Origin of the sequence: Tsukamurella sp. M9C (genome assembly GCF_020169415.1) — a bacterium.
Taxonomy (GTDB): Bacteria; Actinomycetota; Actinomycetes; order Mycobacteriales; family Mycobacteriaceae; genus Tsukamurella.
In genome coordinates this window covers 1-22323 of record NZ_JAIULG010000003.1, presented here as the reverse complement: position 1 = coordinate 22323, position 22323 = coordinate 1, and the positions used below count along the sequence as shown (strand labels likewise).

22 protein-coding genes are annotated in these 22323 nt (G+C 71.8%); 14 read left to right on the top strand and 8 right to left on the bottom strand.

The window, feature by feature from the left end:
* Positions 1-43: 43 nt before the first annotated feature.
* Entirely contained in the window at positions 44-1075 is a 1032-nt protein-coding gene (locus LB823_RS02640; RefSeq protein ID WP_224645222.1) for an iron-siderophore ABC transporter substrate-binding protein, read from the bottom strand.
* Positions 1076-1191: 116 nt separating this feature from the next.
* Between LB823_RS02640 and LB823_RS02635 the strand changes: the two genes are divergently transcribed.
* Genes LB823_RS02635 through LB823_RS02600 form a run of 8 tightly spaced genes read left to right on the top strand, consistent with a single transcriptional unit; the run spans position 1192 to position 10990 of the window.
* A complete protein-coding gene (locus LB823_RS02635; protein ID WP_224645221.1) occupies positions 1192-2484 on the top strand; it encodes a lysine N(6)-hydroxylase/L-ornithine N(5)-oxygenase family protein in 1293 nt (430 codons plus the stop codon).
* A complete protein-coding gene (locus LB823_RS02630) occupies positions 2484-3419 on the top strand; it encodes a methionyl-tRNA formyltransferase (RefSeq protein WP_224645220.1) in 936 nt (311 codons plus the stop codon). Before LB823_RS02635 ends, LB823_RS02630 begins: the two co-directional genes overlap by 1 nt.
* Before the next feature lie 16 nt (positions 3420-3435).
* The gene (locus LB823_RS02625) at positions 3436-4185 is read left to right on the top strand and encodes an SDR family oxidoreductase (protein WP_224645219.1); all 750 of its coding nucleotides are present in this window, start codon (positions 3436-3438) and stop codon (positions 4183-4185) included.
* The gene (locus LB823_RS02620) at positions 4182-5798 is read left to right on the top strand and encodes a (2,3-dihydroxybenzoyl)adenylate synthase (protein WP_224645218.1); all 1617 of its coding nucleotides are present in this window, start codon (positions 4182-4184) and stop codon (positions 5796-5798) included. Before LB823_RS02625 ends, LB823_RS02620 begins: the two co-directional genes overlap by 4 nt.
* Positions 5795-6418 carry an isochorismatase family protein gene (locus LB823_RS02615; RefSeq protein ID WP_224645217.1) on the top strand — a complete coding sequence of 208 codons (624 nt, stop codon included), beginning with the start codon at positions 5795-5797 and terminating at the stop codon, positions 6416-6418. Before LB823_RS02620 ends, LB823_RS02615 begins: the two co-directional genes overlap by 4 nt.
* Complete coding sequence (locus LB823_RS02610) at positions 6415-7503, top strand: isochorismate synthase MenF (RefSeq protein ID WP_224645216.1); 1089 nt, start codon at positions 6415-6417, stop codon at positions 7501-7503. The genes LB823_RS02615 and LB823_RS02610 overlap by 4 nt, the downstream gene beginning before the upstream one ends.
* 2 nt (positions 7504-7505) lie before the next feature.
* Positions 7506-9215: an ABC transporter ATP-binding protein gene (locus tag LB823_RS02605; protein ID WP_224645215.1), complete on the top strand. Its 1710-nt coding sequence runs from the start codon at positions 7506-7508 to the stop codon at positions 9213-9215.
* Positions 9212-10990: an ABC transporter ATP-binding protein gene (locus LB823_RS02600; protein WP_224645214.1), complete on the top strand. Its 1779-nt coding sequence runs from the start codon at positions 9212-9214 to the stop codon at positions 10988-10990. Before LB823_RS02605 ends, LB823_RS02600 begins: the two co-directional genes overlap by 4 nt.
* A gap of 15 nt (positions 10991-11005) precedes the next feature.
* On the opposite strand, the gene LB823_RS02595 is transcribed toward LB823_RS02600, so the two are convergent.
* Positions 11006-11656 carry a TetR/AcrR family transcriptional regulator gene (locus tag LB823_RS02595; protein ID WP_224645213.1) on the bottom strand — a complete coding sequence of 217 codons (651 nt, stop codon included), beginning with the start codon at positions 11654-11656 and terminating at the stop codon, positions 11006-11008.
* 87 nt (positions 11657-11743) lie between these two features.
* On the opposite strand from LB823_RS02595, the gene ppk2 reads away from it, so the two are divergent.
* The 3 genes from ppk2 to LB823_RS02580 are packed head-to-tail and all read left to right on the top strand — an operon-like array spanning position 11744 to position 14437.
* Entirely contained in the window at positions 11744-12682 is a 939-nt protein-coding gene (gene ppk2, locus LB823_RS02590) for a polyphosphate kinase 2 (protein ID WP_224645384.1), read from the top strand.
* Positions 12683-12734: 52 nt separating this feature from the next.
* Positions 12735-13601, top strand: a complete 867-nt coding sequence (locus LB823_RS02585; RefSeq protein ID WP_224645212.1) for a hypothetical protein — start codon at positions 12735-12737, stop codon at positions 13599-13601.
* Positions 13598-14437 (top strand): alpha/beta fold hydrolase, encoded by an 840-nt coding sequence (locus tag LB823_RS02580; protein ID WP_224645211.1) that lies wholly within the window; start codon positions 13598-13600, stop codon positions 14435-14437. Before LB823_RS02585 ends, LB823_RS02580 begins: the two co-directional genes overlap by 4 nt.
* Positions 14438-14797: 360 nt before the next feature.
* Here the strand turns inward: LB823_RS02580 and LB823_RS02575 are convergent, their stop codons facing one another.
* A complete protein-coding gene (locus LB823_RS02575) occupies positions 14798-15490 on the bottom strand; it encodes a L,D-transpeptidase (protein WP_224645210.1) in 693 nt (230 codons plus the stop codon).
* 101 nt (positions 15491-15591) lie between these two features.
* Here LB823_RS02575 and LB823_RS02570 point away from each other — a divergent pair, with 101 nt between their 5' ends.
* On the top strand, positions 15592-16029 hold the full coding sequence (locus LB823_RS02570) for a DoxX family protein (RefSeq protein ID WP_224645209.1): 438 nt from the start codon (positions 15592-15594) through the stop codon (positions 16027-16029).
* 12 nt (positions 16030-16041) lie between these two features.
* Here LB823_RS02570 and LB823_RS02565 read toward each other — a convergent pair whose 3' ends face one another.
* Genes LB823_RS02565 through LB823_RS02555 form a run of 3 tightly spaced genes read right to left on the bottom strand, consistent with a single transcriptional unit; the run spans position 16042 to position 18805 of the window.
* Positions 16042-16428, bottom strand: a complete 387-nt coding sequence (locus LB823_RS02565; protein WP_224645208.1) for a VOC family protein — start codon at positions 16426-16428, stop codon at positions 16042-16044.
* Entirely contained in the window at positions 16425-16739 is a 315-nt protein-coding gene (locus LB823_RS02560) for a thiamine-binding protein (protein ID WP_224645207.1), read from the bottom strand. The genes LB823_RS02565 and LB823_RS02560 overlap by 4 nt, the downstream gene beginning before the upstream one ends.
* On the bottom strand, positions 16739-18805 hold the full coding sequence (locus LB823_RS02555) for a prolyl oligopeptidase family protein (RefSeq protein ID WP_224645206.1): 2067 nt from the start codon (positions 18803-18805) through the stop codon (positions 16739-16741). Before LB823_RS02555 ends, LB823_RS02560 begins: the two co-directional genes overlap by 1 nt.
* On the opposite strand from LB823_RS02555, the gene lpdA reads away from it, so the two are divergent.
* Positions 18794-20176 carry a dihydrolipoyl dehydrogenase gene (lpdA, locus tag LB823_RS02550; protein WP_224645205.1) on the top strand — a complete coding sequence of 461 codons (1383 nt, stop codon included), beginning with the start codon at positions 18794-18796 and terminating at the stop codon, positions 20174-20176. The genes LB823_RS02555 and lpdA overlap by 12 nt on opposite strands.
* Before the next feature lie 213 nt (positions 20177-20389).
* Positions 20390-21265 (top strand): phytanoyl-CoA dioxygenase family protein, encoded by an 876-nt coding sequence (locus tag LB823_RS02545; RefSeq protein ID WP_224645204.1) that lies wholly within the window; start codon positions 20390-20392, stop codon positions 21263-21265.
* Positions 21266-21342: 77 nt separating this feature from the next.
* Here the strand turns inward: LB823_RS02545 and LB823_RS02540 are convergent, their stop codons facing one another.
* Both LB823_RS02540 and LB823_RS02535 read right to left on the bottom strand, forming a co-directional pair.
* Positions 21343-21696 (bottom strand): VOC family protein, encoded by a 354-nt coding sequence (locus LB823_RS02540; protein ID WP_224645203.1) that lies wholly within the window; start codon positions 21694-21696, stop codon positions 21343-21345.
* 2 nt (positions 21697-21698) lie between these two features.
* A complete protein-coding gene (locus LB823_RS02535; RefSeq protein WP_224645202.1) occupies positions 21699-22223 on the bottom strand; it encodes a carboxymuconolactone decarboxylase family protein in 525 nt (174 codons plus the stop codon).
* Positions 22224-22323: the final 100 nt, after the last annotated feature.

Here is a 22323-nt window from a genome sequence, read left to right as displayed (position 1 = left end):
GGTGGCGCCGCCGGACGGAGCCGCCCGGCGGCGCCGCGCGGGATCAGCCCGCGTTCTTCGCCGCGGCCGACAGGGCGGGGACGTAGCGGTCGAGGAGCCACGGCAGGTCGAGCACGTTGGGCGAGCTGACGGCGTACACGAGCGGCGGATCCGTCAGGGCGACATAGGACTTGCGCTGCACGGCCTTCAGGCTCGCGAACGACGGGTTGGCCTCGGTGGCCTCGCGCTTGGCGGGGTCGAGGTACCACGAGGTCAGCACGTCGGCGTTGTACTTCGGAACGTTCTCCCAGCTCACCGGCGCGGCGAACTTGCCGGGGGGCGTGGCCTCGCGCAGGGCGGTCAGCTCGGGCAGCACGGTGAAGCCGAAGCTCTGCAGCAGCATCACCCGCGGGTCGGTGTCGAAGTAGAAGTTGAGGCTCTCGGGGGTGGTGCCGCTGGCGGCCGCCACGGTCTTGCCGGCGAACTCCGGGTGCGCGGCCTTGACCTCGGCGATGCGCTTGTCGGTGTCCGCGATCAGCGTCTTCGCCTCGGCCTCGCGGCCCAGCGCCTTGCCGACCAGGGTCGTCTGGTCCTGCCACGAGGTCTGCCAGTTGCGGCCGGGCTGCGCGACCGTCGGCGCGATCTTGCTCAGCTGCGCGTACTGGTCCGCGGTCAGGCCCGCCTGGACCGACAGGATCACGTCGGGCTTGAGGGCCGCGATCTGCTCCAGAGGGAGCGACTTGCTCGACTCCGGCAGCAGGACCGGCTTCGCGTCGCCGAGCTTCTCCTGCACCCACGGCATGATCCCGCCGGCGTCCTTGCCGAGCTCCGAGGACATGTCGCGCATGCCCACGGGCGTCACGCCGAGCGCGATCGCGGCCTCCGTGCTGCCCCACCCGAGCGTGACCACGCGCTCCGGGCGGGCCTTGATCTCGGTGGTGCCCAGCGCGGAGGTGATCGACACGGGGAAGCCCGCGTCGTGCTGTGCGTGCTCGTCGGTCGACGAGCCGGATCCGCACGCCGCGGCGCCCGTGACCAGGGCGGTAGCGGCGGCAAGGGCAAGGGCGGTGCGAGTGATGCGGGATGACCCGAACACGGTTTCTCCTCTTCGAAGGGCGCCTGTGTCGATGGACACAGACGTTCGCACGACTGGCGAATGGTCTCTACTTTCAGGTATGCCTATCCTATCTAGATAGTCGACGAGGGAGATACATGGGACAGCAGCACGCGATCGCCGATGTGGTCGGGATCGGGGCCGGACCGTCGAATCTGGGGCTCGCCGCGGCCCTCGATGAGCGGAACCGGACGGGCCTGCCGCCGCTGTCGATGACGATCCTCGAACGCAAACCCGCCTTCGCCTGGCACCCCGGCATGCTCCTCGACGGCGCCACGATGCAGATCGCCTTCCTCAAGGATCTGGTGACGCTGCGCAACCCGCGCAGCCCGTTCACCTTCCTGAGCTACCTCGAGGCCCGCGGCCGGCTCGTCGACTTCATCAACCACCAGACCTTCTTCCCGACCCGGGTGGAGTTCACCGACTACCTCTCCTGGGTGGCCGAGAGCGTCGCCGCCCGCATCGACTACGGCACGACGGTGACCGCCGTCGAGCGCGTGGACGGCGCCGTCGACGGTGCGCGATGGCTCGTCCGGTTCACCGGTCCCGACGGTGACGGCGCCCTGCGCGCCCGGTCCGTCGTGGTGGCGACCGGACTGCGCGAGCGGCTGCCCGAGTGGGCCGCCGCCGGCCCGCGCCTGTTCCACAACCACCGGCTGCTCGAGCACCTCGCCGCGGCCGACCTGGATGTCGAAGCGCCGCACCGCTTCCTCGTCGTGGGCGGCGGGCAGAGCGCGGCCGAGGTCGCCCAGTACCTGCACCGGAGCTACCCGAACGCCGTGGTGGAGAGCGTCTACAACTCCTACGGCTTCCAGCCCGCCGACGACAGCCCGTACGCCAACCGGGTCTTCGATCCCGACGCCGTCGACGACTTCTACGACGCGCCCGCGGACGTCCGCGAGGAGCTGATGGCCCGGCACGCGACCACCAACTACGGCTGCGTCGACATCGAGCTGATCAACGAGCTCTACGCCGTCGAGTACCAGGAGAAGGTGAGCGGCCATCGTCGGCTGCTGATGCGCCCCGCCACGGTCGTGACCTCGGCGGTCGCGTCCGACACCGGCGTGCGGGTCACGCTGCGCGACCGGATCGCCGGCGAGACCACCGGCGAGGACTACTCGGCCGTCGTGTGCGCCACCGGCTTCCGCTCCATCGGCGTCTCCGACGTCCTCGCCGGCTGGGACGTCGCGCCCGAGCGGATGCAGGTCGGCCGCGACTACGTGCTGACCATCGACGGCGAGCCGCTCGACGGCCTGTACGTCCAGGGCGCCACCGAATCCACCCACGGCCTCGGATCGACGCTGCTGTCGAACGTCGCCGTCCGCGCTGGCGAGATCCTCGACGGACTCGCCGCCGACACCCGCCTGACCACCGTCGCGAAGGGAGCATGATGCGCGTCGTCACCTTCGGCTTCCAGACCTGGGGCCACCGCACACTGTCCGCCGTCCTCGATGCCGGCCACGAGGTCGCGCTCGCCGTGACCCACCCCGTCTCGAACAACCCGTACGAGATGATGTGGAACGACTCGGTCGAGGAGCTCGCCACGTCGCGCGGCGTGCCCGTGCACCTCGCCAAGAAGCCCGACGAGGCCCTCTTCGAGGCGGTCTCGGCCGCCGAGCCCGACATCATCGTCGCCAACAACTGGCGCACCTGGCTGCCGAAGTCGATCTACTCGATGCCGCGCCTGGGCACCCTCAACATCCACGACTCGCTGCTCCCGAAGTACGCCGGCTTCTCGCCGCTGATCTGGGCGTTCATCAACGGCGAGACCCACGTGGGCGTCACCGCCCACCTCATGGACGAGGGCCTCGACACCGGGCCCATCATCGCCCAGGAGTCCGTCGCCGTCGGCCCGAACGACCGCACCGTCGACCTGTTCCATCGCACCGTCGACCTGATCGGCCCGCTCGTGGCCCGGTCGCTCGGCGAGCTGGAAGCCGGGACGGCGCAGCCGATCCCGCAGGATCCCGCCGCCGCGACCTACTTCCACAAGCGCTCCGACGCCGATAGCGCCATCGACTGGTCGTGGCCCGCCGATGCGATCGAGCGGCTCATCCGCGCGCAGTCCGATCCGTACCCGAACGCCCACACCGTCTTCCGCGGCGAGCGGCTCGCGATCACCGGCGCCTCGGTGTCCACCAAGCGGTACGGGGGCACCCCGGGCCGCGTCTGCGTGCCCGACGGTGACGGCATCGCCGTGGTGGCGGGGCAGGACTCCTGGCGCGGTGGCAACCCCGCGCTGATCGTCGAGACGGTGCGCACCGCCGACGGTGCCGAGCATCCCGCCGCCAAGATCCTCGGCGACTCCGGCGCCTATCTCGGCTGACCCGGGGGACGCAGACATGCACGCATTCATCACCGGCGCAGCCTCCGGGATCGGCGCAGCGACCGCCCTGCGGCTCGCGCGGCGGGGCCCCGTCGCCCTCGCGGACCGCGACGCCGACGGGCTGGTCGCGACCGCCCGCGCCGTCGCCGACGCGGGCGGCACCGCCACCTCGCACGTCCTCGACGTGACCGACGCCGACGCCGTCGCCGCGGCGCTGGACGCCGCCGAGAAGGCGGGCGGCCCCGTCGACGCGCTCGCGCACTGCGCGGGAATCCTCGTCGCCGGGCCGGTTCTCGACACCGCGGCCGAGGACTGGGCCGCCGCGTTGGCCGTGAACCTCACCGGCACCGTGCACGTGCTCACCGCCGCCGCCCGACGGATGGCGGAGCGCGGCGCCGGCGCCGCCGTGGTCGTCGGCTCCAACGCCGGGAACGGCCCGCGCGTCGGCCTCGGCGCCTACGGGGCGTCGAAGGCCGCGGCGCACAGCGCGACCCTGACCCTCGCCCTCGAGCTCGCGGGCAGCGGCGTGCGGATCAACGTGGTCGCGCCCGGCTCCACCGCCACGCCCATGCAGACCGCCTTCGGCGGCGCCGCCGCCGCGGAGGCCGCGATCGCGGGCGACCTGGCGCGGCACCGGCTGGGGATCCCCCTGGGGCGCATCGCCGACGCCGACGACATCGCCGGTGCGATCGACTACCTGCTCTCGCCCGATGCGCGGCACGTGACCGCGCAGGTACTCACCGTCGACGGAGGCGCCACCGTATGACCAGCACCGAGACCCGCTATTTCCCGGAGGAGTTCGCCGCGCGCTACCGCGCGGCGGGCCACTGGACCGACGAGACCTTCGCGTCCTTCCTGGCCGAGGCAGCAGAACGCTTCGGCGACGCCGAGGCGCTCGTTGCGCAGGACGTCGCCGGTGCCGCGGTGCGACTGAGCTACCGCGAGCTGGACACGGCGGCCGCCGTGACCGCCGCAGGGTTGCGCGCCACGGGAATCGCCGCAGGCGATCGGGTGGTACTGCAGCTGCCGAACACCGCCGAGTTCGTCACCGTGCTGTTCGGGCTCTTCCGGATCGGCGCCGTCCCCGTGTTCGCGCTGCCCGCGCACCGCCGCAGCGAGCTCGTGCACTTCGTGCAGACGTCGGGCGCGAAGGCCATGATCACCGCGGCGACCATCAACCGCTTCGACCACCGTGCGCTGGCCGCCGAGGTCGCTGCGGAGACCGGCGCCGAGATCCTCGTCGTCGACGACCTGCCGTTCGCGGGTGACGTCGCGGACGGGGCACCGGTCACCGTCGACCCGGAATCCCTGGCGTTCCTGCAGCTCTCCGGCGGCACCACCGGTGTGCCGAAGCTGATCCCGCGCACCCACGCCGACTACCTTTACTCCGTCCGCGAGTCCGCGAAGATCTGCGGATTGGCGCCCGGCGCACGCTTCCTCGTGGTGCTGCCCGTGGCGCACAACTTCCCCATGAGCAGCCCCGGCATCCTCGGCGTCCTGTGGGCCGGCGGCACCGTCGTGCTCGGGACGGACCCGGCACCGTCGAAGGCCTTCCCGCTGATCGAGGCGGAGAAGGTGACCATGACGTCGCTGGTCCCGCCGCTCGCGATGCTGTGGCTGCAGGCCGTGCCCGGCACGACCGCCGACCTGGGCAGCCTGGACGTGCTGCAGGTGGGCGGGGCGAAGTTCCCGCCCGAGGCGGCGCGGCGCGTGACCCCGGAGCTCGGCTGCCGCCTGCAGCAGGTCTTCGGCATGGCCGAGGGCCTGGTCAACTACACCCGCGACGACGACCCCGAGGAGCTCGTCCTCGGCACGCAGGGCCGCGCCATCTCGCCCGACGACGAGGTGCGCGTCCTCGACGAGGACGGTGCGCCCGTCCCGGAGGGCGACGCCGGGCTCCTGTGGACCCGCGGGCCGTACACGATCCGCGGCTACCTGGGCGGCGTCGACGCCGAGTCCTTCGACGCCGAGGGCTTCTACCGCACCGGCGACATCGTGCGGCGGCTGCCGAGCGGGCACCTCGTGGTGGAGGGCCGCGCCAAGGACCAGATCAACCGCGGCGGCGAGAAGATCGCCGCCGAGGAGGTGGAGAACCACCTCATCGCCCACCCCCTGGTGATCGACGCGGCCGTCGTGGCCGTCGCCGACGAGTTCCTCGGGGAACGCACGTGCGCGGTGGTGCTGACCGGGGGCGAGCGGCCCACGGTGCCCGAGCTGAAGAAGTTCGTCCGCGCCCGCGGCGTGGCCGAGTACAAGGTGCCCGACCGGGTGGAGTTCGTCGACGAATTCCCCACGACGGGCGTCGGAAAGATCAGTCGCCGCGAACTGCGGCGCGCGCTGGCGGACCTCGTCGGGCGTAAGGACGAGGAGAAGCTGTGAGCCTGCCGAAGACGGTCGTCTACGACCTGCCCGAGATCGAGTGCCCCGACACCGTCGACTGGACCGTCGACCCGGCGCGCTCCGTCCTGCTGATCCACGACATGCAGGAGCACTTCGTGGGGCCGTTCGAGCGCGACGCGGAGCCGCTGCGCACCGTGGTGCCGAACATCGTGGCGCTGCGCGCCGCGGCCCGCGCCGCAGGGGTGCCCGTGGTGTACACCGCGCAGCCCGGCGACCAGGACCCCGAGGAGCGCGCGCTGCTCACCGATTTCTGGGGCCCCGGCCTCAAGACGGCCAACCAGGACATCATCGGCGAGCTGACTCCGGCCGACGACGACGTTCTGCTCACCAAGTGGCGCTACAGCGCCTTCGCCAAGTCGGATCTCGCCGAGCGGATGCGGGCCTGGGGCCGCGATCAGCTGGTCATCGCGGGCATCTACGCCCACATCGGGATCATGACCACGGCGCTCGACGCCTTCATGCGCGACGTGCAGCCCTACGTGGTCCGCGACGCCGTCGCCGACTTCTCCGCCGAGGATCACGCCAACGCGCTCACCTATGTGGCGGGCCGATGCGGCAGAGTGGAGACTACGGACAAGGTTCTGGAGGCACTGCGATGACGGCGAGCACGAGCGGGGAGAGCGACCATCCGCATTTCCTGCTGACCGCCGCCGGGCAGCGCCTCGCGGCGCGCGGCAGCGCGGGGGCGTTCACCGACCCGCACGCCGCGGCCGCCGCGCTCCGGGCCGGCACGGTCCCCGCCGTGGTGGGCGCGCTGCCCTTCGACCTGGCCGATCCCGCCGCGCTGACGGTGCCGGAGCACTTCGGCGACGTGGCCGCGGCTCCCGCCGGGACGGCCGCCGAGCTGCCCACGTTGACGCAGACCGCCCAGCACCCCGAGCCGGCCGAGCACGTCGACCGGGTGCGCCGTGCCATCGAGCTCATCGACGACTCCGAGCTGCAGAAGGTGGTGCTCGCGCGCGCCGTCGACTTCGAGGCCGCCGCGCCGCTCGACCCGCTCGCCGTGGCCGCCGCGCTCGAGCAGCGCGACCTGGAGGGCAACGCCTTCGCCGTCGACCTCGCCGCCGCCGGCGACGCCTACCGCGGCCGCTGGCTCGTGGGCTCCAGCCCGGAGATCCTCGTCGGGCGCATGGGCAACACCGTCTTCTGCCATCCCTTCGCCGGCACCGCGACCACGCCCGAGGGCCTGCTGGACTCGGAGAAGGACCGCGAGGAGCACGCCTACGTCGTCGACGAGATCGCCGCCGCGCTCGCGCCGCTGTGCGCGGAACTGGACGTGCCCGCCGCACCGTCGGTGACGAGGGCCGGGCCCGTGTGGCACCTCGGCACCAAGATCGAGGGCCGGCTCGCCGACCCCGCGACCAGCGCGCTCGACCTCGCGCTCGCGCTGCACCCCACCCCCGCCGTCTGCGGCTTCCCGCGGCGGACCGCCGCCCGCGCGATCGCCGACATCGAGGGCGAGCGGGGCTTCTACGCCGGCGCCGTCGGCTGGACCGCCGCGAACGGCGACGGGCACTGGCGGGTCAGCATCCGGTGCGCCGAGCTCGACGGTGCGCGGCTGCGCGCCTACGCGGGCGGCGGCATCGTCGGGGCCTCGGATCCGCAGGCCGAGCTGGCCGAGACCCGCAACAAGCTGCGCACCGTGCTGGGCCCGTTCCGGCTCACCGAGTCCGCGCGGAGCTGAGGGTGGCGGATTGGACCGGCAGCCGGCTGCCGGTGTTCTTCGAGGCGCCCGAGCAGCAGCCCGACCACCGGCCGCTCGCGGTCGATGCCGACACCACGCCGCGGCAGCTGGTGCTGCGCACCATGTTCGGCAACCCGTCGCGGACGCTGCCCGCGGGCCTGCTCATCATCGGCCACCAGGTCGGCGAGGCGCTGGTGCCCGTGGTGATGGGCCTCGCGATCGACCGGGCCATCCAGACCGGGGACTGGGCGGCGACGATCCGCTGGGTCCTCGTGCTCGCGGTCCTGTTCGCCTTCCTCTCGTTCAGCTTCCGGTTCGGCTCGCGAATCGGCTTCCTCGGCATGAACACCGTGCAGCACCGGCTGCGCACCCAGGTGACCGACCGGATCCTGGACCCGCGCGGCCTGGGCGGGGGCCACTCGCCCGGCGTGCTGCTCTCCATCGCCACCTCCGACGTGCAGCGCCTCGCCATGTCGGTCGCGCTCGGGCTCTACCCGGTGGGCGAGCTCGCGGCGATCGTCTTCTGCGGCGTCGTGCTCCTGTCGATCTCCTGGCAGCTGGGCCTGCTCGTGCTGCTCGGCGCGCCCGCGATGCTGTGGTGCCTCGACAAGGCGGGCGGCGCCCTGCGCGCCCGCAGCGAGGCCGAGCAGCGGGCCGCCGGCGAGGCAGCGGGGTCCGCGGCCGACCTGGTCGCCGGATTCCGCGTGGTCAAGGGCATGCACGCCGAGGCCGAGGCCGACCGTCGGTACCGGGCGGCGAGCGCCCGCGCCCTCGCGGCCGTCATCAAGGCGCGCCGCTCCGAGGGCGCCTACGTGGGCGCGATGGAGGCCGTCGCCGCGGCCTTCGTGGTGCTCGTGGGCGTGCTCGCCGGCGTCCAGACCGTGCACGGCGACCTCACCGTCGGCCAGCTCATCACCGTCGTGGGCCTCACCCAGGTGGTGATGGCGCCGCTGCAGGCCATGGGCACCAACTTCGGCAAGTTCTGGGTGGCGGGCAACGCCTCCGCCAAGCGCGTGCTCATGGTGCTGCAGGCGCCCTTCGCGCGCGACGAGGGCGTGCTGCACGCGCACGACGGGGACGAGGTGCCCGTGCGGCTCTCCGGCGTCCCCGCGGGCGAGGGCGTCGTCGACCTGGAGTTCCCGCCCACCGGGGTCACCGCCGTGGTGTGCGGCGCCGAGACCACCGCCGCCGCGACCGCGCTGCTCGCGCGGTCCGGGGCGCCGCGGCCGGGCGCCGGGGTCACCGTCGGCGGCACCGACCTGTACACGCTCACTCAGCCCGTGGCGCTGCGGGCCGTGCGCGTCGCGCCGCACGCGACCACCCTGTTCGAGGGCACCGTCGAGGAGAACGTCGCCGCCGGCGGCGCCCCCGACCGGATCGCGGCCGCGCTGCTCGCCGCTGCCTGCGACGACGTTCTCGAGGTCCTGCCGGACGGGCTGCAGACCTCCGTGGGCGAGGCCGGCCGGCTGCTCTCGGGCGGCCAGCGCCAGCGCGTCGCGCTGGCCCGCGCGCTCGCCACCGACACCCGCACGCTGGTGCTCGTCGACCCGACCAGCGCGGTCGACTCCGTCACCGAGGCCGCGATCGCCGACCGGCTGGGCGCGGCCCGCGAGGGCCTCGCCACCGTCGTCTTCACCGGCTCCCCGACGTTGATCGCCGCGGCCGACACCGTGCTCACCGTCAGCCCCGCCGGAGCGGAGGTCCGCGCATGAGCGCCTCCACCACGACCGGCACCACCGGCGCCCTGCCGATCGCCGACGGGGCGGAGACCTTCCGCTTCGCCCGCGGCCTGCTCGCGGGGAAGCGCGGCGCCCTCGCCCTCGTGTTCGTGGTCCTGCTCGTGGGCGCCGCCCTCGGGCTGGCCGTGCCGTGGGGCTTCGGCGCGATGGTCGACGTCGCGATCGACGGCGGCGGCTACCCCGACGTACTGCGGATCGGCGGTCTCATGGCGGCCGCCGCGATCGCCTCGGCGGTGTTCACCGGCCTCGGTATCGCCCTCTCCGCGCAGGTCTTCGAGACCGCGCTCGCCCGGCTGCGCGAGTCGATGGTCGGTGCGGCGCTGCGACTCTCCCAGTCGCGGGTCGAGGAGGCCGGGTCCGGCGACCTGGTCTCCCGCGCGACGGACGACGTCGGCGCGGTCAGCCAGGCCATCTCCCGCGGCGTGCCCGCGCTCGCCCGGTCCGGCTTCTCCGTCGCCGTGACCGTCGCCGGTTTCGCCGCGCTCGACTGGCGGTTCCTGCTGGTGGTCGTGGTGGTGCTCCCGGTCTACGTACTCGGCGCGCGGATGTACGTGCGCGTCGCGCCGCCGGTCTACCGCTCCGAGCGGGCGGCCATGGCGGAGCGGGCGCACCACATGCTCGGGTCGATCCGCGGCCTGCCCACCGTGCACGCCTACGACCTCATGGACCGCGCGAGCCTGCGGGTCAGCGACGGTTCGTGGCGCGTCGTGCGCTGGACCATGCGCGCGCGGATCGTGCAGAACCGGCTCTTCGGGCGGGTCAACCTCGCCGAGTTCGTCGGCATGGCCGCGATCCTCGTGCTCGGCTTCGCCCTCGTCGACGGGGACCTGGTCACCGTCGGTGCCGTCACCACCGCGATGCTGCTGTTCCTGCGCCTGTTCGGGCCGATCGGCGCGCTGCTGCTGGTGATGGACGACATCCAGTCCGCCGGAGCCTCTCTCGCCCGCATCGTCGGGGTGATCGGGGTGGCCGACAACGAGGCATCGGGACCGGCACCGTCGGGCGTGGTGGACGCGCGCGGCGAGCCGCCCAGCGTCGAGGTCGACGGGGTCGCCTTCGGGTACGGCGGCGGGCGCCGCGTGCTCGACGGGGTGACTGTGCGCCTCGAACCGGGGGAGACGGTGGCCGTGGTCGGCACGTCGGGCGCGGGGAAGACGACCCTCGCCGCGCTCATCGCGGGCGTGCACGTGCCCGACGCCGGAGTGGTGCGGATCGGCGGTACCGACCTCGCGACGCTGCCGGATTCCGCTGCGCCGGTGCTGCTCACGCAGGACGTCCACGTCTTCGCCGGCTCGCTCGCCGAGGACCTGCGGATGGCGGCGCCGTCGGCGTCGGACGCGGAGTTGCACGCCGCCCTGGAGCGGGTGGGCGCGCGGGAGTGGGTGTCCCTGCTCGATGCCGGGCTGGACACCGTCGTCGGCGCGGGCGGACAGGCGCTCACCCCGCAGCGGGAGCAGCAGCTCGCGCTGGCCCGCCTCGTGCTGCTCGACCCGCCCGTCGCGATCCTCGACGAGGCCACCGCCGACGCCGACAGCGCCGACGCCGACCTGCTCGAGGAGGCCGCGCAGGCCGCGCTCGCCGGGCGCACCGCCCTCGTCGTCGCACACCGTCTCAGCCAGGCCGCCCGGGCCGACCGGATCCTGGTGATGGAGCGCGGCGCCATCGTCGAGCAGGGCACGCACGACGAACTCCGCAGCGCGGGCGGACGGTACGCCGCCCTCTGGGCGGCGTGGAGCCGTCACCGGTGAGGTGACGGCGGACCGTCAGGCGCCGTGGAAGGCGCGGTAGACGGCGGAGCCGTAGAACTTCCCGATCCCTTCGGAGTCGCCGCGCCACTGCGTCCCGGCGTCGTCGGGGCGGCCGGCGAGCATGGATCGGACGGCGGCCTCGCACGCCGAGACGAACAGCTCCATGAGCATGGGCAGCTTCTCGTCGAGGTCCTGCATGTCCCACCAGCGGATGAGGGCGGGCCGGATCCACTCCTCGGCCTGCTTCGCCAGGGTCGCGCGGGCGCCGCGGACGCGGTGCACGACCTCGGGGTCGGTGACGCCGGAGAACAGCAGCTGCCAGGTGTCGGCGCGCTCGTTGACCGCGGCCAGTAGGCCGCGCATGCCGATGATGAACGCGGTCTCCGGGTCCTCCCCGTGGGCGTTGTGCAGCGACGTGAGGACGTAGGTCATCATCGTCTCGGTCTCGCGATCGAGCAGTTCGGTGATGAGCGCGACGCGGTCCGGGAAGCACGAGTAGATGACGGGGCGCGTGACCTGCAGACGGTCGGCGACGGTGCCGATGGTCACGGCGGCCAGCCCGTCGCGCGCGGCGATCTCCAGCGCGGCGTCGAGGACCTGGGGGCGGCGGCGCTCGGGCCCGAGGTGTTCGGCGCGCCGGCGTCCGCGGTTGGCGGTGGTGGGCATTCCGCACAGTTTACCGATCACAGGGCACCGCGCGTTCACGCGACGTTCACCCGCCGGTCCGCGCCTGCCCGTAGCCTTCGGCGCGTGATGGATCTCGACCTGCCCGTGGGCATCGACTTGAGCGCGGTCAGCGGCCGCGAGGCGCTGCAGAAGATCGTCGACCTGCGGGCGACCGAGGGCTTCTCCGTGAACGACGACGATGACGACGATCCGGTGCTGCTCACCCCCGAGCGGCACGTCGTCGACACCTGGCGCGAGGGCTACCCCTACTCGGAGCGCCTCGCCCGGTCCGAGTACGAGCGGGACAAGCGCCTGCTGCAGATCGAGCTGCTCAAGCTGCAGCGTTGGGTCAAGGACACCGGGCAGCGGCTGGTCATCGTGTTCGAGGGCCGCGACGCCGCCGGCAAGGGCGGCACCATCAAGCGCTTCATGGAGCACCTCAACCCGCGTGGCGCCCGCGTGGTGGCGCTGGTCAAGCCCACCGAGCGCGAGGCCGGCGAGTGGTACTTCCAGCGCTACATCGACCACTTCCCGACCAAGGGCGAGATCGTCCTGTTCGACCGCTCCTGGTACAACCGCGGCGGCGTCGAGCGGGTGATGGGCTTCTGCTCCGACGAGCAGCACGAGCGCTGGACCCACCAGGTGCCGCTGTTCGAGAAGATGCTGGTCGAGGACGGTATCGACGTCACGAAGTTCTGGTTCTCCGTGACCCAGCTCGAGCAGCGGACCCGCTTCGCGATCCGCCAGATCGACCCCGTGCGCCAGTGGAAGCTCTCGCCGATGGACCTCGCCTCGCTGGACAAGTGGGACGGCTACACCGCGGCGAAGGAGGAGATGTTCACCGCGACGGACACCGACTACGCGCCGTGGACCGTGGTGAAGAGCAACGACAAGAAGCGCGCCCGCCTCAACGCCATGCGCTACATCCTCGACAAGTTCGACTACGACAACAAGGACATGGACGTCCTGGCCGCCGGCCCGGACCCGCTCATCGTCGGGCGCGGTCGCGACCTGATCAGCGACTGACGGTGACCCGAGTCGACCGGGGCCGACGGCACCGTCGAGTACCGTTGTCGCCGTGCGTTCTCTGACGGCCTTCCTCCTCGTTCTCGTGGCGATCGCGGCCACGTTCGTGGCGGTCCCCGCGGCGTGGGCGAAGAACACGGTGCTCGACCGCGCCGAGTTCATGAAGCTCATGGAGCCGCTGGGTCGCGACAGCGCCGTGCAGGACGCGATGGCGCAGGAGATCGCCCAGCAGGTGCAGCGGCTGCTCACCGAGCAGGGCGACGCCCGGCCGCCGCTCGACGCGATCACGCCCTACGTCTCGACCTACGTGCACGGCCCGCAGTTCCCGGGCGCCTTCACCGAGGCCGTGGGCCAGGTGCACACCTGGCTGCTGGTGCGGCCCACCGCCGAGCAGCGGCTGCGCGGCGCGACCACCGCGGAGATCGACCTCGCGCCGATGATCCGCGACGTCGCCGCCGCGAACAACGTGAAGGTGACCGTGCCGGAGCGGGTCACCATCGACCTGTCCGGGACCGGCGCCAACCGGGACCTGTTCCGGGCCGGACGGTACGCGTCCGTCGCCGACACCATCCGGTCGGCGGCGTGGATCGCGCCTCTGACCGCGCTCGCCGCGGCCCTGCTCGCGCTGCTGGCAGCGCATCGCCGCGGGTTCATGATGTTCTACCTGGGGCTCGGCGTCGCCGTCGCCGCGGGCGTGACGTGGATGCTGTGCGTGGCGGCACCGTCGTACGTGTCGAGCCGCAGCGGGACCGGGGGGCTCAGCCCCGTGGTGGACGCCGCGCTCGCGCAGGTGACGAAGAGCCTGACGCCGTGGATCGCGACCGAGGCCGCGGTCGGCGGTGCGCTGGCCCTGCTGGGGCTGATCTTCGGCGGGCTGGGCGCCGTGGCCGCGCGGCGGGCGGAACGGCGCGCCTGGTGACGTCGACGGCGCGGCCCACCGTCGCGACGCTCACCTACAAGGACGGCACCACCAATCCCGTCCGGATCTTCCGCGGCCCCGATCCCACGGCGCCCGTGGTGATGATCTGGCCCGGCGTGAACGTGCCCGCCGGCTACTTCGACGACTTCGGACGCGGGCTCATCGACGCCGGGTTCAACGCCGTCGTCGCCGAGCTGCGCGGACAGGGCGATTCGCGGCCCCGCGGCGCCGGGGGAAAGCACGGCTTCCAGGACGTGGTGGTCGAGGACTACCCGGCCGTCTCCGCGCTGGCCCGGCAGAAGTTCCCCGGCGCGCCGCGGATCCTGCTGGGACACAGCCTCGGCGGGCTGATGGGCGCGATGTACGCGGCGCGGGCCCGCCGGAATCTCGCCGGGGTGATCCTGATCGCCTGCGGCACGGGGTATTACAAGCTCGACGGGCTGTCGGGGACCGCGCGCCGGATCGGGACGTCCGTCGCCGCCCGCGCCGCCGCCCGGCGGGGCCACTGGTCCGGCCCGGACGGGCTCGGCGAGGTGCCCGCCGGGATCGTGGCCGATTTCGATCACCTGGTGCAGACCGGCGACTTCAACGTCGCCGGCGCGGATGTGGACTACGAGGCGCGTCTGGCGGGGACGAGGACGCCCGTGCTCACCGTGGCGATCGCCGGCGACGAGCTCGTCTCGGATCGGCAGTCGCGGTTCGTGGGGGAGAAGTTCCCGTCGTCGGTGCACCGGCGGATCGCGGATCCGCTGGGGCACAACCAGTGGATCCTCTCGCCCGGTGCGGTGATCCCCGCGCTGTCGGGGTGGATCGCGCAGTCCGTGCCGCGCGGCTGAGGGCCATCGGCTCCGAGTCCGCGGCGCCGGTGGGTAGTCCCGCACGGAAGTGATGCGCCCCGCGCATCCCCTGTGAATGTGCTGGTCAGCGCTGTATCTCGACGATCGGGCTATGCAAGAACTGCATAGCCTCGCGCGTGGACGTCGTTCGGGACGGAATCGGTGATCGTGCGAGGAAATCCGTGGTGGGTATGCAGTTTTCGCATAGCCCGATCGTCGAATTCTGTCTTTGACCAGGGCTTTCCAGGGTATGCGCGGGGCGCATCACTTCTCTGCGCGACTACACCCCACGCCTGTGGCCCTACTCCGTGGCCTCGCCGGCCCACCGTCCGAGGTTGTGCGCCGGCCGGGTACCGCGGATCAGCCGGCGAGACCGGTGACCAGGACCGGGTTGTGCGCGGGCGCCAGCCATTTCAGCAGAGTGATCATGCCGTCGCGGCTGATCGCGACGCAGCCGAGCGTCGGCTTGCCGTCGGTGACGTGCAGGAACATCGCGCCGCCCTTGCCCGGGGTGTGGGTGGGGTTGTTGTCGAAGTGCACGGCGTAGTCGTAGACGGGGCCGATGTCGTAGAGGTTCTCGCTCTCGGGCCCGGGGCTGGCGGCCTGCACGACCATGCGGTCGTAGGTGGGGGAGTTGACGTTCCCGTCCCACCAGTGCTGATTCGTCACCTTCGTGTAGGGCAGGGTGGTGCCCGGGTTGTCCTGGCGGCCGAACGCGAGGTCGAGCTTGAAGACGCCGAACGGGGTGCGGGGCACGCCGTCCTTGCCCTCGCCGATGCCCTGCTGCCCGACCTTGCCGGGGATCGGCCCGTAGACCTTGGTCCAGCCCTGCGCGAGCAGTGCCCACGCCGAGACCTGGACGTCCGTCGAGGAGAACGACGGTGCCGCCACCGTGATGACCTCGCGGGCCGTCGGCGCGGCCGCGACGGCGGCGTCGAGCAGCGCCTTGTCGGCGTCGGCAGCGGCGGCGTGCGGGACCGTCAGCGACGTGGCGACCGCGGCGGCGGGCAGCGCAGCAAGTCCCACCAGCACCTGACGCCTCTTGAGCAACATGCGTCACAGTATGGCACGAGCTGGGGTTTCACGTGAAGCCGGCGAGTCCACTGCCGCATGGCGCGCTGCGATGGGGGCTCGTCTTCCGTACCTTCGGGGGCGTGAACACGACGAGGGACATCTGGCTGCTGGTGGCGCGGGCGAGCGTCGGGGTGATGTTCTTCCTCAGCGGATGGGGGAAGGTCGCGAACCCGAAGCGGTTCGCCGCGGACTTCGCCGCGTGGGGGATCCCGGAACCCGACCTCGCGTCGACCGGGACGGCGTGGGCGGAGCTGGTCCTCGGCGCCCTGCTGGTGCTCGGGCTGCTCACTCGGTTCGCGGCCGCGGGGCTGGCGGTCACGATGGTGGGCGCGATCTACTACTCGGTCTGGCCCGCGGCGACCGAGGCGTCCACCACGGTCACCGGATTCCTGAGCCGGTTCTTCTACAGCCCCGAGTGGCTGCTGCTCCTGGTACTCCTCGCCCTCGCGGGCGCGGGCCCGGGCCGCTTCGCCCTCGACGAGCCGTTCGGCATCGAGGCCCGACTGCAACGCCGGTGACGGTCCGCCGGATCAGTCCGACGGGGCCGCGAACAGCAAGAGGTTCCCGTCCGCGTCGCGGACGGTGACGGTGTCGGAGCCCCACGGCTGCCGAGTCAGCGGCTCGGCGATCTCCGCGCCCCGCGCGGCGAACTCGTCCGCCAGCGCGGAGAGATCCGCCGCGGAGGCGAGGCCGAAGGTCGCCGCGAGCAGGTGCTCGCGGTCCCGGAGTTCCGGCCGGATCACCGGCTCGTCGACATGGCGGAGATTGAGCGCCAGCCCGTCCCGCGCCACCTGCGCGTAGAACGCGGGCTCGCCGTGCACGAACCGCGCCTCGAAGCCGAGGCGGTCGACGTAGTACGCGACCGCGGCGACGACGTCGGCGACGAACAGCTGCGGCTCGACGGAGCGGAGCGTCATCGCCCGGAATCCCGGAGGTGCTGCTCGACCCGCTCCAGCTTTGCCGTGAGCTGGCCGGTGTGCCCGGGCCGGATGTCGCACTTGACCACGAGGGAGACGCGCGGGGCGCTCTCGGCGAGGCGGTCGACGCACGCCTTGATCACGCCCATCACCTCGTCCCACTCGCCCTCGATGGTGGTGAACATCGCCGTGGTCTCGTTCGGCAGGCCGGACGCGCGGACGATGGCGACAGCTTCCGCGACGGCGGCGGCGACGCCACCGTCGGCACTCTGGTCCCCGCCCATCGGGCTGATCGAGAATGCTGCGAGCATCATTCGCCTCCCAGCTCGCGCCACAGGAATTCGTAGGCGAGGGCGGATTTGAAGGCGGCCTGCTTGTTGTCGGCCGCGCCGCCGTGGCCGCCCTCGATGTTCTCGTAGTAGTCCACCTCGATGCCGCGCTCCCGCAGCGCCGCCACGAACTTGCGGGCGTGGCCGGGGTGCACACGGTCGTCGCGGGTCGACGTGGTCACCAGGAGGGCGGGTAGGTCGGCGTCCGCGGCAGGCAGGTTCTGGTACGGCGAGTACTCGCTGATGTACGCCCACTGCGCGGGATCGTCCGGATCGCCGTACTCGGCCATCCACGATGCGCCGGCGAGGAGCTGGTGATAGCGCCGCATGTCGAGCAGCGGCACCTGGCAGACGATGGCGCCGAACAGCTCCGGGTACCGCGTGTACATCACGCCCATGAGCAACCCGCCGTTCGAGCCGCCCTGCGCGCCCAACTGCTCGCGCGTGGTGATGCCGCGGGCCACGAGATCCTGCGCGACAGCGGCGAAGTCCTCGTAGGCGCGCAGGCGGTGCTCCTTCAAAGCGGCCGTGTGCCAGTCGGGTCCGTACTCGCCGCCGCCGCGGATGTTCGCCAGCACGTAGACGCCGCCGCGCTCGATCCACGACGTCCCGGACACCGCCGTGTAGTCCGGCGTGAGCGAGACCTCGAAGCCGCCGTAGCCGTACAGCAGCGTCGGCTGCGGCCCGTCCGCGGGCTTGCGCACGACGAAGTAGGGGATCTGCGTGCCGTCGTCGCTGGTGGCGAAGAACTGCTCGGCCGTGACGCCCGTGGCGTCGTAGAACGCCGGCGCGGACTTCAGCGGCTCGACCGATCCGCCGGCCGTCCCGTGCAGCAGCGTGGGCGGCAGCGTGAAACCGCTGGCGGTGGCGAAGATCTCGTCGCCCTCGCGCGGATCGGTGTAGTAGACGCCGATCTCGGCCAGCTCGGGGAAGCCGCGGGTCTCCCGCTTCTCCCACGTGCCGGGCTCGAGGGTGTGCAACTCCGAGCGCACGTCCCGCATCGTCGACAACAGCAGGTACGACTTGGTCCACGAGTAGCCCGCCAGCGCGGTGTGCGCGTCGGGGGTGAAGACGGTGCTGTACTCGCGCGAGCCCGCCCGATAGGCGTCGAAGTCGAAGGCCACCAACGCACCCGGGGGCACCGTCCCGGTGGGCAACTCCCACGCGGACTTCGGGCGCACCAGCAGCCGCGACTCGTGCACGTCCGCATCGGAATCCGTCGGCACGTCGATCCGCTCCAGCGCCAGCGTGTCCGGCGAGAGCAGGTAGATCTCGCTGTTGTAGAAGTCGATCGCGCGCGAGACGAAATGTCGCTCGTAGCCGGGGGTGTCGTCGTAGCCGGCGCCGATCGAGACGTCCGAGTGATGGCCCTCGTAGACCAGGTCCGCGTGGCCCAGCGGGGTGTCGCGGCGCCACCGCTTGACCAGCCGCGGGTACCCCGAATCGGTGAGCGAGCCGGGCCCGAAGTCGGTGCCCACGTAGACGGTGTCCTTGTCGATCCACGAGATCCGGCTCTTCGCCTCCGGAAGGGAGAAGCCACCGTCGACGAACTCGCGGCGCGAGATGGAGAACTCCCGGACCACCGTCGCGTCGGCGCCGCCGCGCGAGAGCGAGACGAGCGCGCGGTCGTACCGCGCACCGTCGGGCGACTCGGCGCGGAGGACGGCTGCCCCGCCCCACACCCAGTTCTCGCCCTCGGCCTCGCGGAGGGCGTCGACGTCGATGACGACGTCCCACTCGGGGCTGTCGGTGCGGAAGGACTCGAGGGTGGTGCGGCGCCACAGGCCGTACGGGTGGTCGGCGTCGCGCCAGAAGTTCCACAGGTACTCGCCGCGGCGCACCGGGTAGGGGATGCGCTGGTCGGTGTCGAGGATGGCGAGCACGCCCGCCTCGAGCTCGTCGAACCTCGGTCCGGTCAGGCGCGCGGTGCTCGCGGCGTTGCGTTCCCGGGCCCAATCCAGGGCAGTGGCGGATTCCACTTCTTCGAGCCATGCGTACTGGTCCATGGACTCCACACTAGGGCTAGGCTGAAAGCCGTGGCTGATCACTTTGACACTGTTGTACTCGGCGCCGGCCCAGGAGGCTACGTCGCCGCTATTCGCGCCGCCCAACTCGGGCAGAAGGTCGCGGTCATCGAGGAGAAGTACTGGGGCGGTGTGTGCCTGAACGTGGGCTGCATCCCGTCGAAGGCGCTCCTGAAGAACGCCGAGCTGGCGCACACCTTCACGCACAAGGCGCAGCTGTTCGGCATCTCCGGTGACGTCTCGTTCGACTTCGGGGCGGCGTTCGACCGCAGCCGCAAGGTGTCGGAGGGGATCGTCAAGGGCGTTCACTTCCTGATGAAGAAGAACAAGATCACCGAGATCAACGGCTACGGCACGTTCGTCGACGCCAAGACCATCCAGGTTGGCGACCAGACGGTGACGGGCGACAACATCATCATCGACACCGGCTCGACGGTGCGCCTCCTCCCGGGCGTGACGCTGTCCGACAACGTGGTCACCTACGAGGAGCAGATCCTCACCCGCGACCTGCCCGAGTCGATCGCCATCGTCGGCGCCGGCGCCATCGGCATGGAGTTCGCGTACGTCCTCAAGAACTACGGCGTGGACGTCACCATCATCGAGTTCCTGGACCGCGCGCTGCCCAACGAGGACGCGGACGTCTCCAAGGAGATCGCCAAGCAGTACAAGAAGCTGGGCGTGAACATCCTGACCTCCACCAAGGTCGAGTCGGTCGACGACCAGGGCTCGCAGGTCGTCGTGAAGTACACCGGCCCGAAGGGTGCCGGGGAGATCACGGTCTCCAAGGTGCTCATGTCGATCGGCTTCGCGCCGCGCGTCGAGGGCTTCGGCCTGGAGAAGACGGGCGTCGCCCTCACCGAGCGCGGCGCCATCGCCATCGACGACTTCATGCGGACCAACGTGCCCGGCGTGTACGCCATCGGCGACGTCACCGCGAAGCTGCAGCTGGCGCACGTCGCCGAGGCGCAGGGCGTCGTGGCCGCCGAGACCATCGCCGGCGCGGAGACCCAGGCGCTGGGCGACTACCGCATGATGCCGCGCGCCACCTTCTGCCAGCCGCAGGTCGCCTCGTTCGGCCTCACCGAGCAGCAGGCCAAGGACGAGGGCTACGACGTCAAGACCGCGACCTTCCCGTACTCGGCGAACGGCAAGGCCCAGGGCCTCGGCGAGCCCGTCGGCTTCGTCAAGCTGGTCTCCGACGCCAAGTACGGCGAGCTGCTCGGCGGCCACCTCATCGGCCCCGACGTCTCCGAGCTGCTGCCCGAGCTGACCCTCGCGCAGAAGTGGGACCTCACGGTCAACGAGCTCGCTCGCAACGTCCACACGCACCCGACGCTGTCGGAGGCGCTGCAGGAGTCGATCCACGGCCTCGCCGGCCACATGATCAACCTGTAGGCATCGCGCTTTCCGGCGGCCCGGCACCGATCCACGGTGCCGGGCCGCCGTGCGCTTCCAGCCGAGTTGGACACTCGTGCCGGACCCTGGCAGGGTCGGGACCGCGGCGTGGCGTTGCCACGGCGCCGGGTCGAGAAGGGGCATCGGTCACCGTCGGGGACGTCCGCGCCGTGAGGCACGCAGTGGAACGCACTGCCCGGACGGAAGGAATCGATGACCCACGCAGCGACGCTCACCGACCACTACCCGACGCGCGTCGACCGGAGCGAGATCCACGACCGACCCGACCCCGTCGTCTGGCCCGGACGGTCCGGGCCCTGGCCCGACGGTGCCGTCGACGACTTCGCCGCACACGGCTTCCGCAGCGTGGAGGGCGTGCTCGACGCCGGTGGCATCCGCGACGTGTGCTCCGAGATCGATGCGGTGACGACCCGGCTCGGCGCCGATGAGCGGGTGATCCGGGAGACCTCCGACGGCAGCGTGCGGTCGGTCTTCGCGGTGCACGAACTGAGCGAGAGGATCGCGTCGATCATCGCGCGCGAGGAGATCGCCGGGGTCGCCCGGCAGCTGCTCGGCGACGACGTCTACGTGCACCAGAGCCGCGTCAACCTCAAGCCCGGCTTCGCCGGCGGACCCTTCTACTGGCACAGCGACTTCGAGACCTGGCACGCCGAGGACGGCATGCCCACGCCGCGCGCGGTGAGCGTCTCGCTGGCGCTCACGCCGAACACCCCGTTCAACGGCTCGCTGATGATCATGCCCGGCTCGCACCGCCGGTTCGTCTCCTGCGTGGGGCGCACGCCGGGCGAGTACCACCGCGAATCGCTCAAGTCCTACCGGCCGCCGTTCGGCACGCCGGAGGAGCGCGACATCGCCGCGATGGCCGACGAGTACGGGATCGAGCAGGTCACCGGCGGCGCGGGCAGCGCGCTGTACTTCGACTGCAACTGCCTGCACGCCTCGGCGGGGAACATCTCGCCGTACCCGCGGTCGAACCTGTTCGTCGTGTTCAACGCCGTGTCGAACGGGCTGGGTGAGCCGTTCGCCGCCGACGCCCGTCGACCGGATTACCTGGCGGCGCGGGAGTAGCTCACGAATTCGAGTTCTGCGGCGTCACGTGTGCTCCTGAGCACCTGTGGTGCCGCAGAACTCGACATCGTGAGCGGTCAGTGCGGGTGGCCGACGACGTTGACGACGGTGCCGTCGGGGGCGCGGACGAAGAACCGGCGCGGGCCCCACTCCTCGCTGGTGAGCGGGTGGACGATCTCGTAGCCGGAGCGCTGCGCTTCGGCGTAGGCCGCCTCGACGTCGTCGGTCATCACGGACAGGTCCGAGTCGATCTCCGCGGTCCGGTCGCCGGTCACGAGCTGCACGCTGGCGCCGTGGTCGGGGGAGGAGAAGCGGGCGACCCAGCCGAGGTTGAACTCCTCGTCCGTGAGGCCGAGGAAGTCGGCGTAGAAGCCACGGGCGGTGGCGATGTCGTCGACGGCGATGTTCGGGATCACCTTGTGCACCCGCATGATCAGGCCTTCTCGGGCTGGATGCCGAGGACGTCGATGGCGGTGGCGAGGCCGTCGTAGTTGGTCGCCAGCATGACGATCTCCACCAGCTTGCGGTCGTCGTAGAACGCGGCGAGGCGGGCCCAGGACTCGTCGGTGACCGCCTTGTCCTCGACCAGCTCGGTGACCACGTCGAGCAGCGCGGCGCTGCGCTCGTCCCAGCCCGAGCCGTCGAAGATGCGCTCGAACTGCGTGTCCGTCAGGCCGGCCTGCGCGCCGATGCGGCGGTGGTGGCCAAGCTCGTAGGCGTTCTCCCGCAGGAAGGCGACGCGGACGATGACCGTCTCCGACTCCGAGCGCTTGAGCGCACCGAAGGGCATGAGCATGCCCGAGTAGCCGAGCCAGCCGACGAACAGCCGCTTGGTGCGGCCGAGGGTGGAGAACAGGTGCATGTCGTCGGCGCGGATCGCCTTCGCGCCGATCTTGGCGATGGCGTAGTTGATGGGGCCGAGCTGGCGGAGTCCGCCGGGAGTCACGCGGGGTGTCATGACTCGACGCTACCGCCTGCGGAGCGCCGCCGGGAGACAGATATGAACGAAGTTCACTTCCGGGCCGGGGCCGGGAGGGCGGAGCTAGCGGACGAGGGAG

Excerpts from the sequence above, each read along its gene's own strand:
- LB823_RS02635 (WP_224645221.1), top strand. The coding sequence starts at position 1,192 with ATGGGACAGCAGCACGCGATCGCCGATGTGGTCGGGATCGGGGCCGGA.
- LB823_RS02630 (WP_224645220.1), top strand. The coding sequence starts at position 2,484 with ATGCGCGTCGTCACCTTCGGCTTCCAGACCTGGGGCCACCGCACACTG.
- LB823_RS02625 (WP_224645219.1), top strand. The coding sequence starts at position 3,436 with ATGCACGCATTCATCACCGGCGCAGCCTCCGGGATCGGCGCAGCGACC.
- LB823_RS02620 (WP_224645218.1), top strand. The coding sequence starts at position 4,182 with ATGACCAGCACCGAGACCCGCTATTTCCCGGAGGAGTTCGCCGCGCGC.
- LB823_RS02610 (WP_224645216.1), top strand. The coding sequence starts at position 6,415 with ATGACGGCGAGCACGAGCGGGGAGAGCGACCATCCGCATTTCCTGCTG.
- LB823_RS02600 (WP_224645214.1), top strand. The coding sequence starts at position 9,212 with ATGAGCGCCTCCACCACGACCGGCACCACCGGCGCCCTGCCGATCGCC.
- LB823_RS02595 (WP_224645213.1), bottom strand. The coding sequence starts at position 11,656 with ATGCCCACCACCGCCAACCGCGGACGCCGGCGCGCCGAACACCTCGGG.
- ppk2 (WP_224645384.1), top strand. The coding sequence starts at position 11,744 with ATGGATCTCGACCTGCCCGTGGGCATCGACTTGAGCGCGGTCAGCGGC.
- LB823_RS02575 (WP_224645210.1), bottom strand. The coding sequence starts at position 15,490 with ATGTTGCTCAAGAGGCGTCAGGTGCTGGTGGGACTTGCTGCGCTGCCC.
- LB823_RS02565 (WP_224645208.1), bottom strand. The coding sequence starts at position 16,428 with ATGACGCTCCGCTCCGTCGAGCCGCAGCTGTTCGTCGCCGACGTCGTC.
- LB823_RS02560 (WP_224645207.1), bottom strand. The coding sequence starts at position 16,739 with ATGCTCGCAGCATTCTCGATCAGCCCGATGGGCGGGGACCAGAGTGCC.
- LB823_RS02545 (WP_224645204.1), top strand. The coding sequence starts at position 20,390 with ATGACCCACGCAGCGACGCTCACCGACCACTACCCGACGCGCGTCGAC.
- LB823_RS02540 (WP_224645203.1), bottom strand. The coding sequence starts at position 21,696 with ATGCGGGTGCACAAGGTGATCCCGAACATCGCCGTCGACGACATCGCC.
- LB823_RS02535 (WP_224645202.1), bottom strand. The coding sequence starts at position 22,223 with ATGACACCCCGCGTGACTCCCGGCGGACTCCGCCAGCTCGGCCCCATC.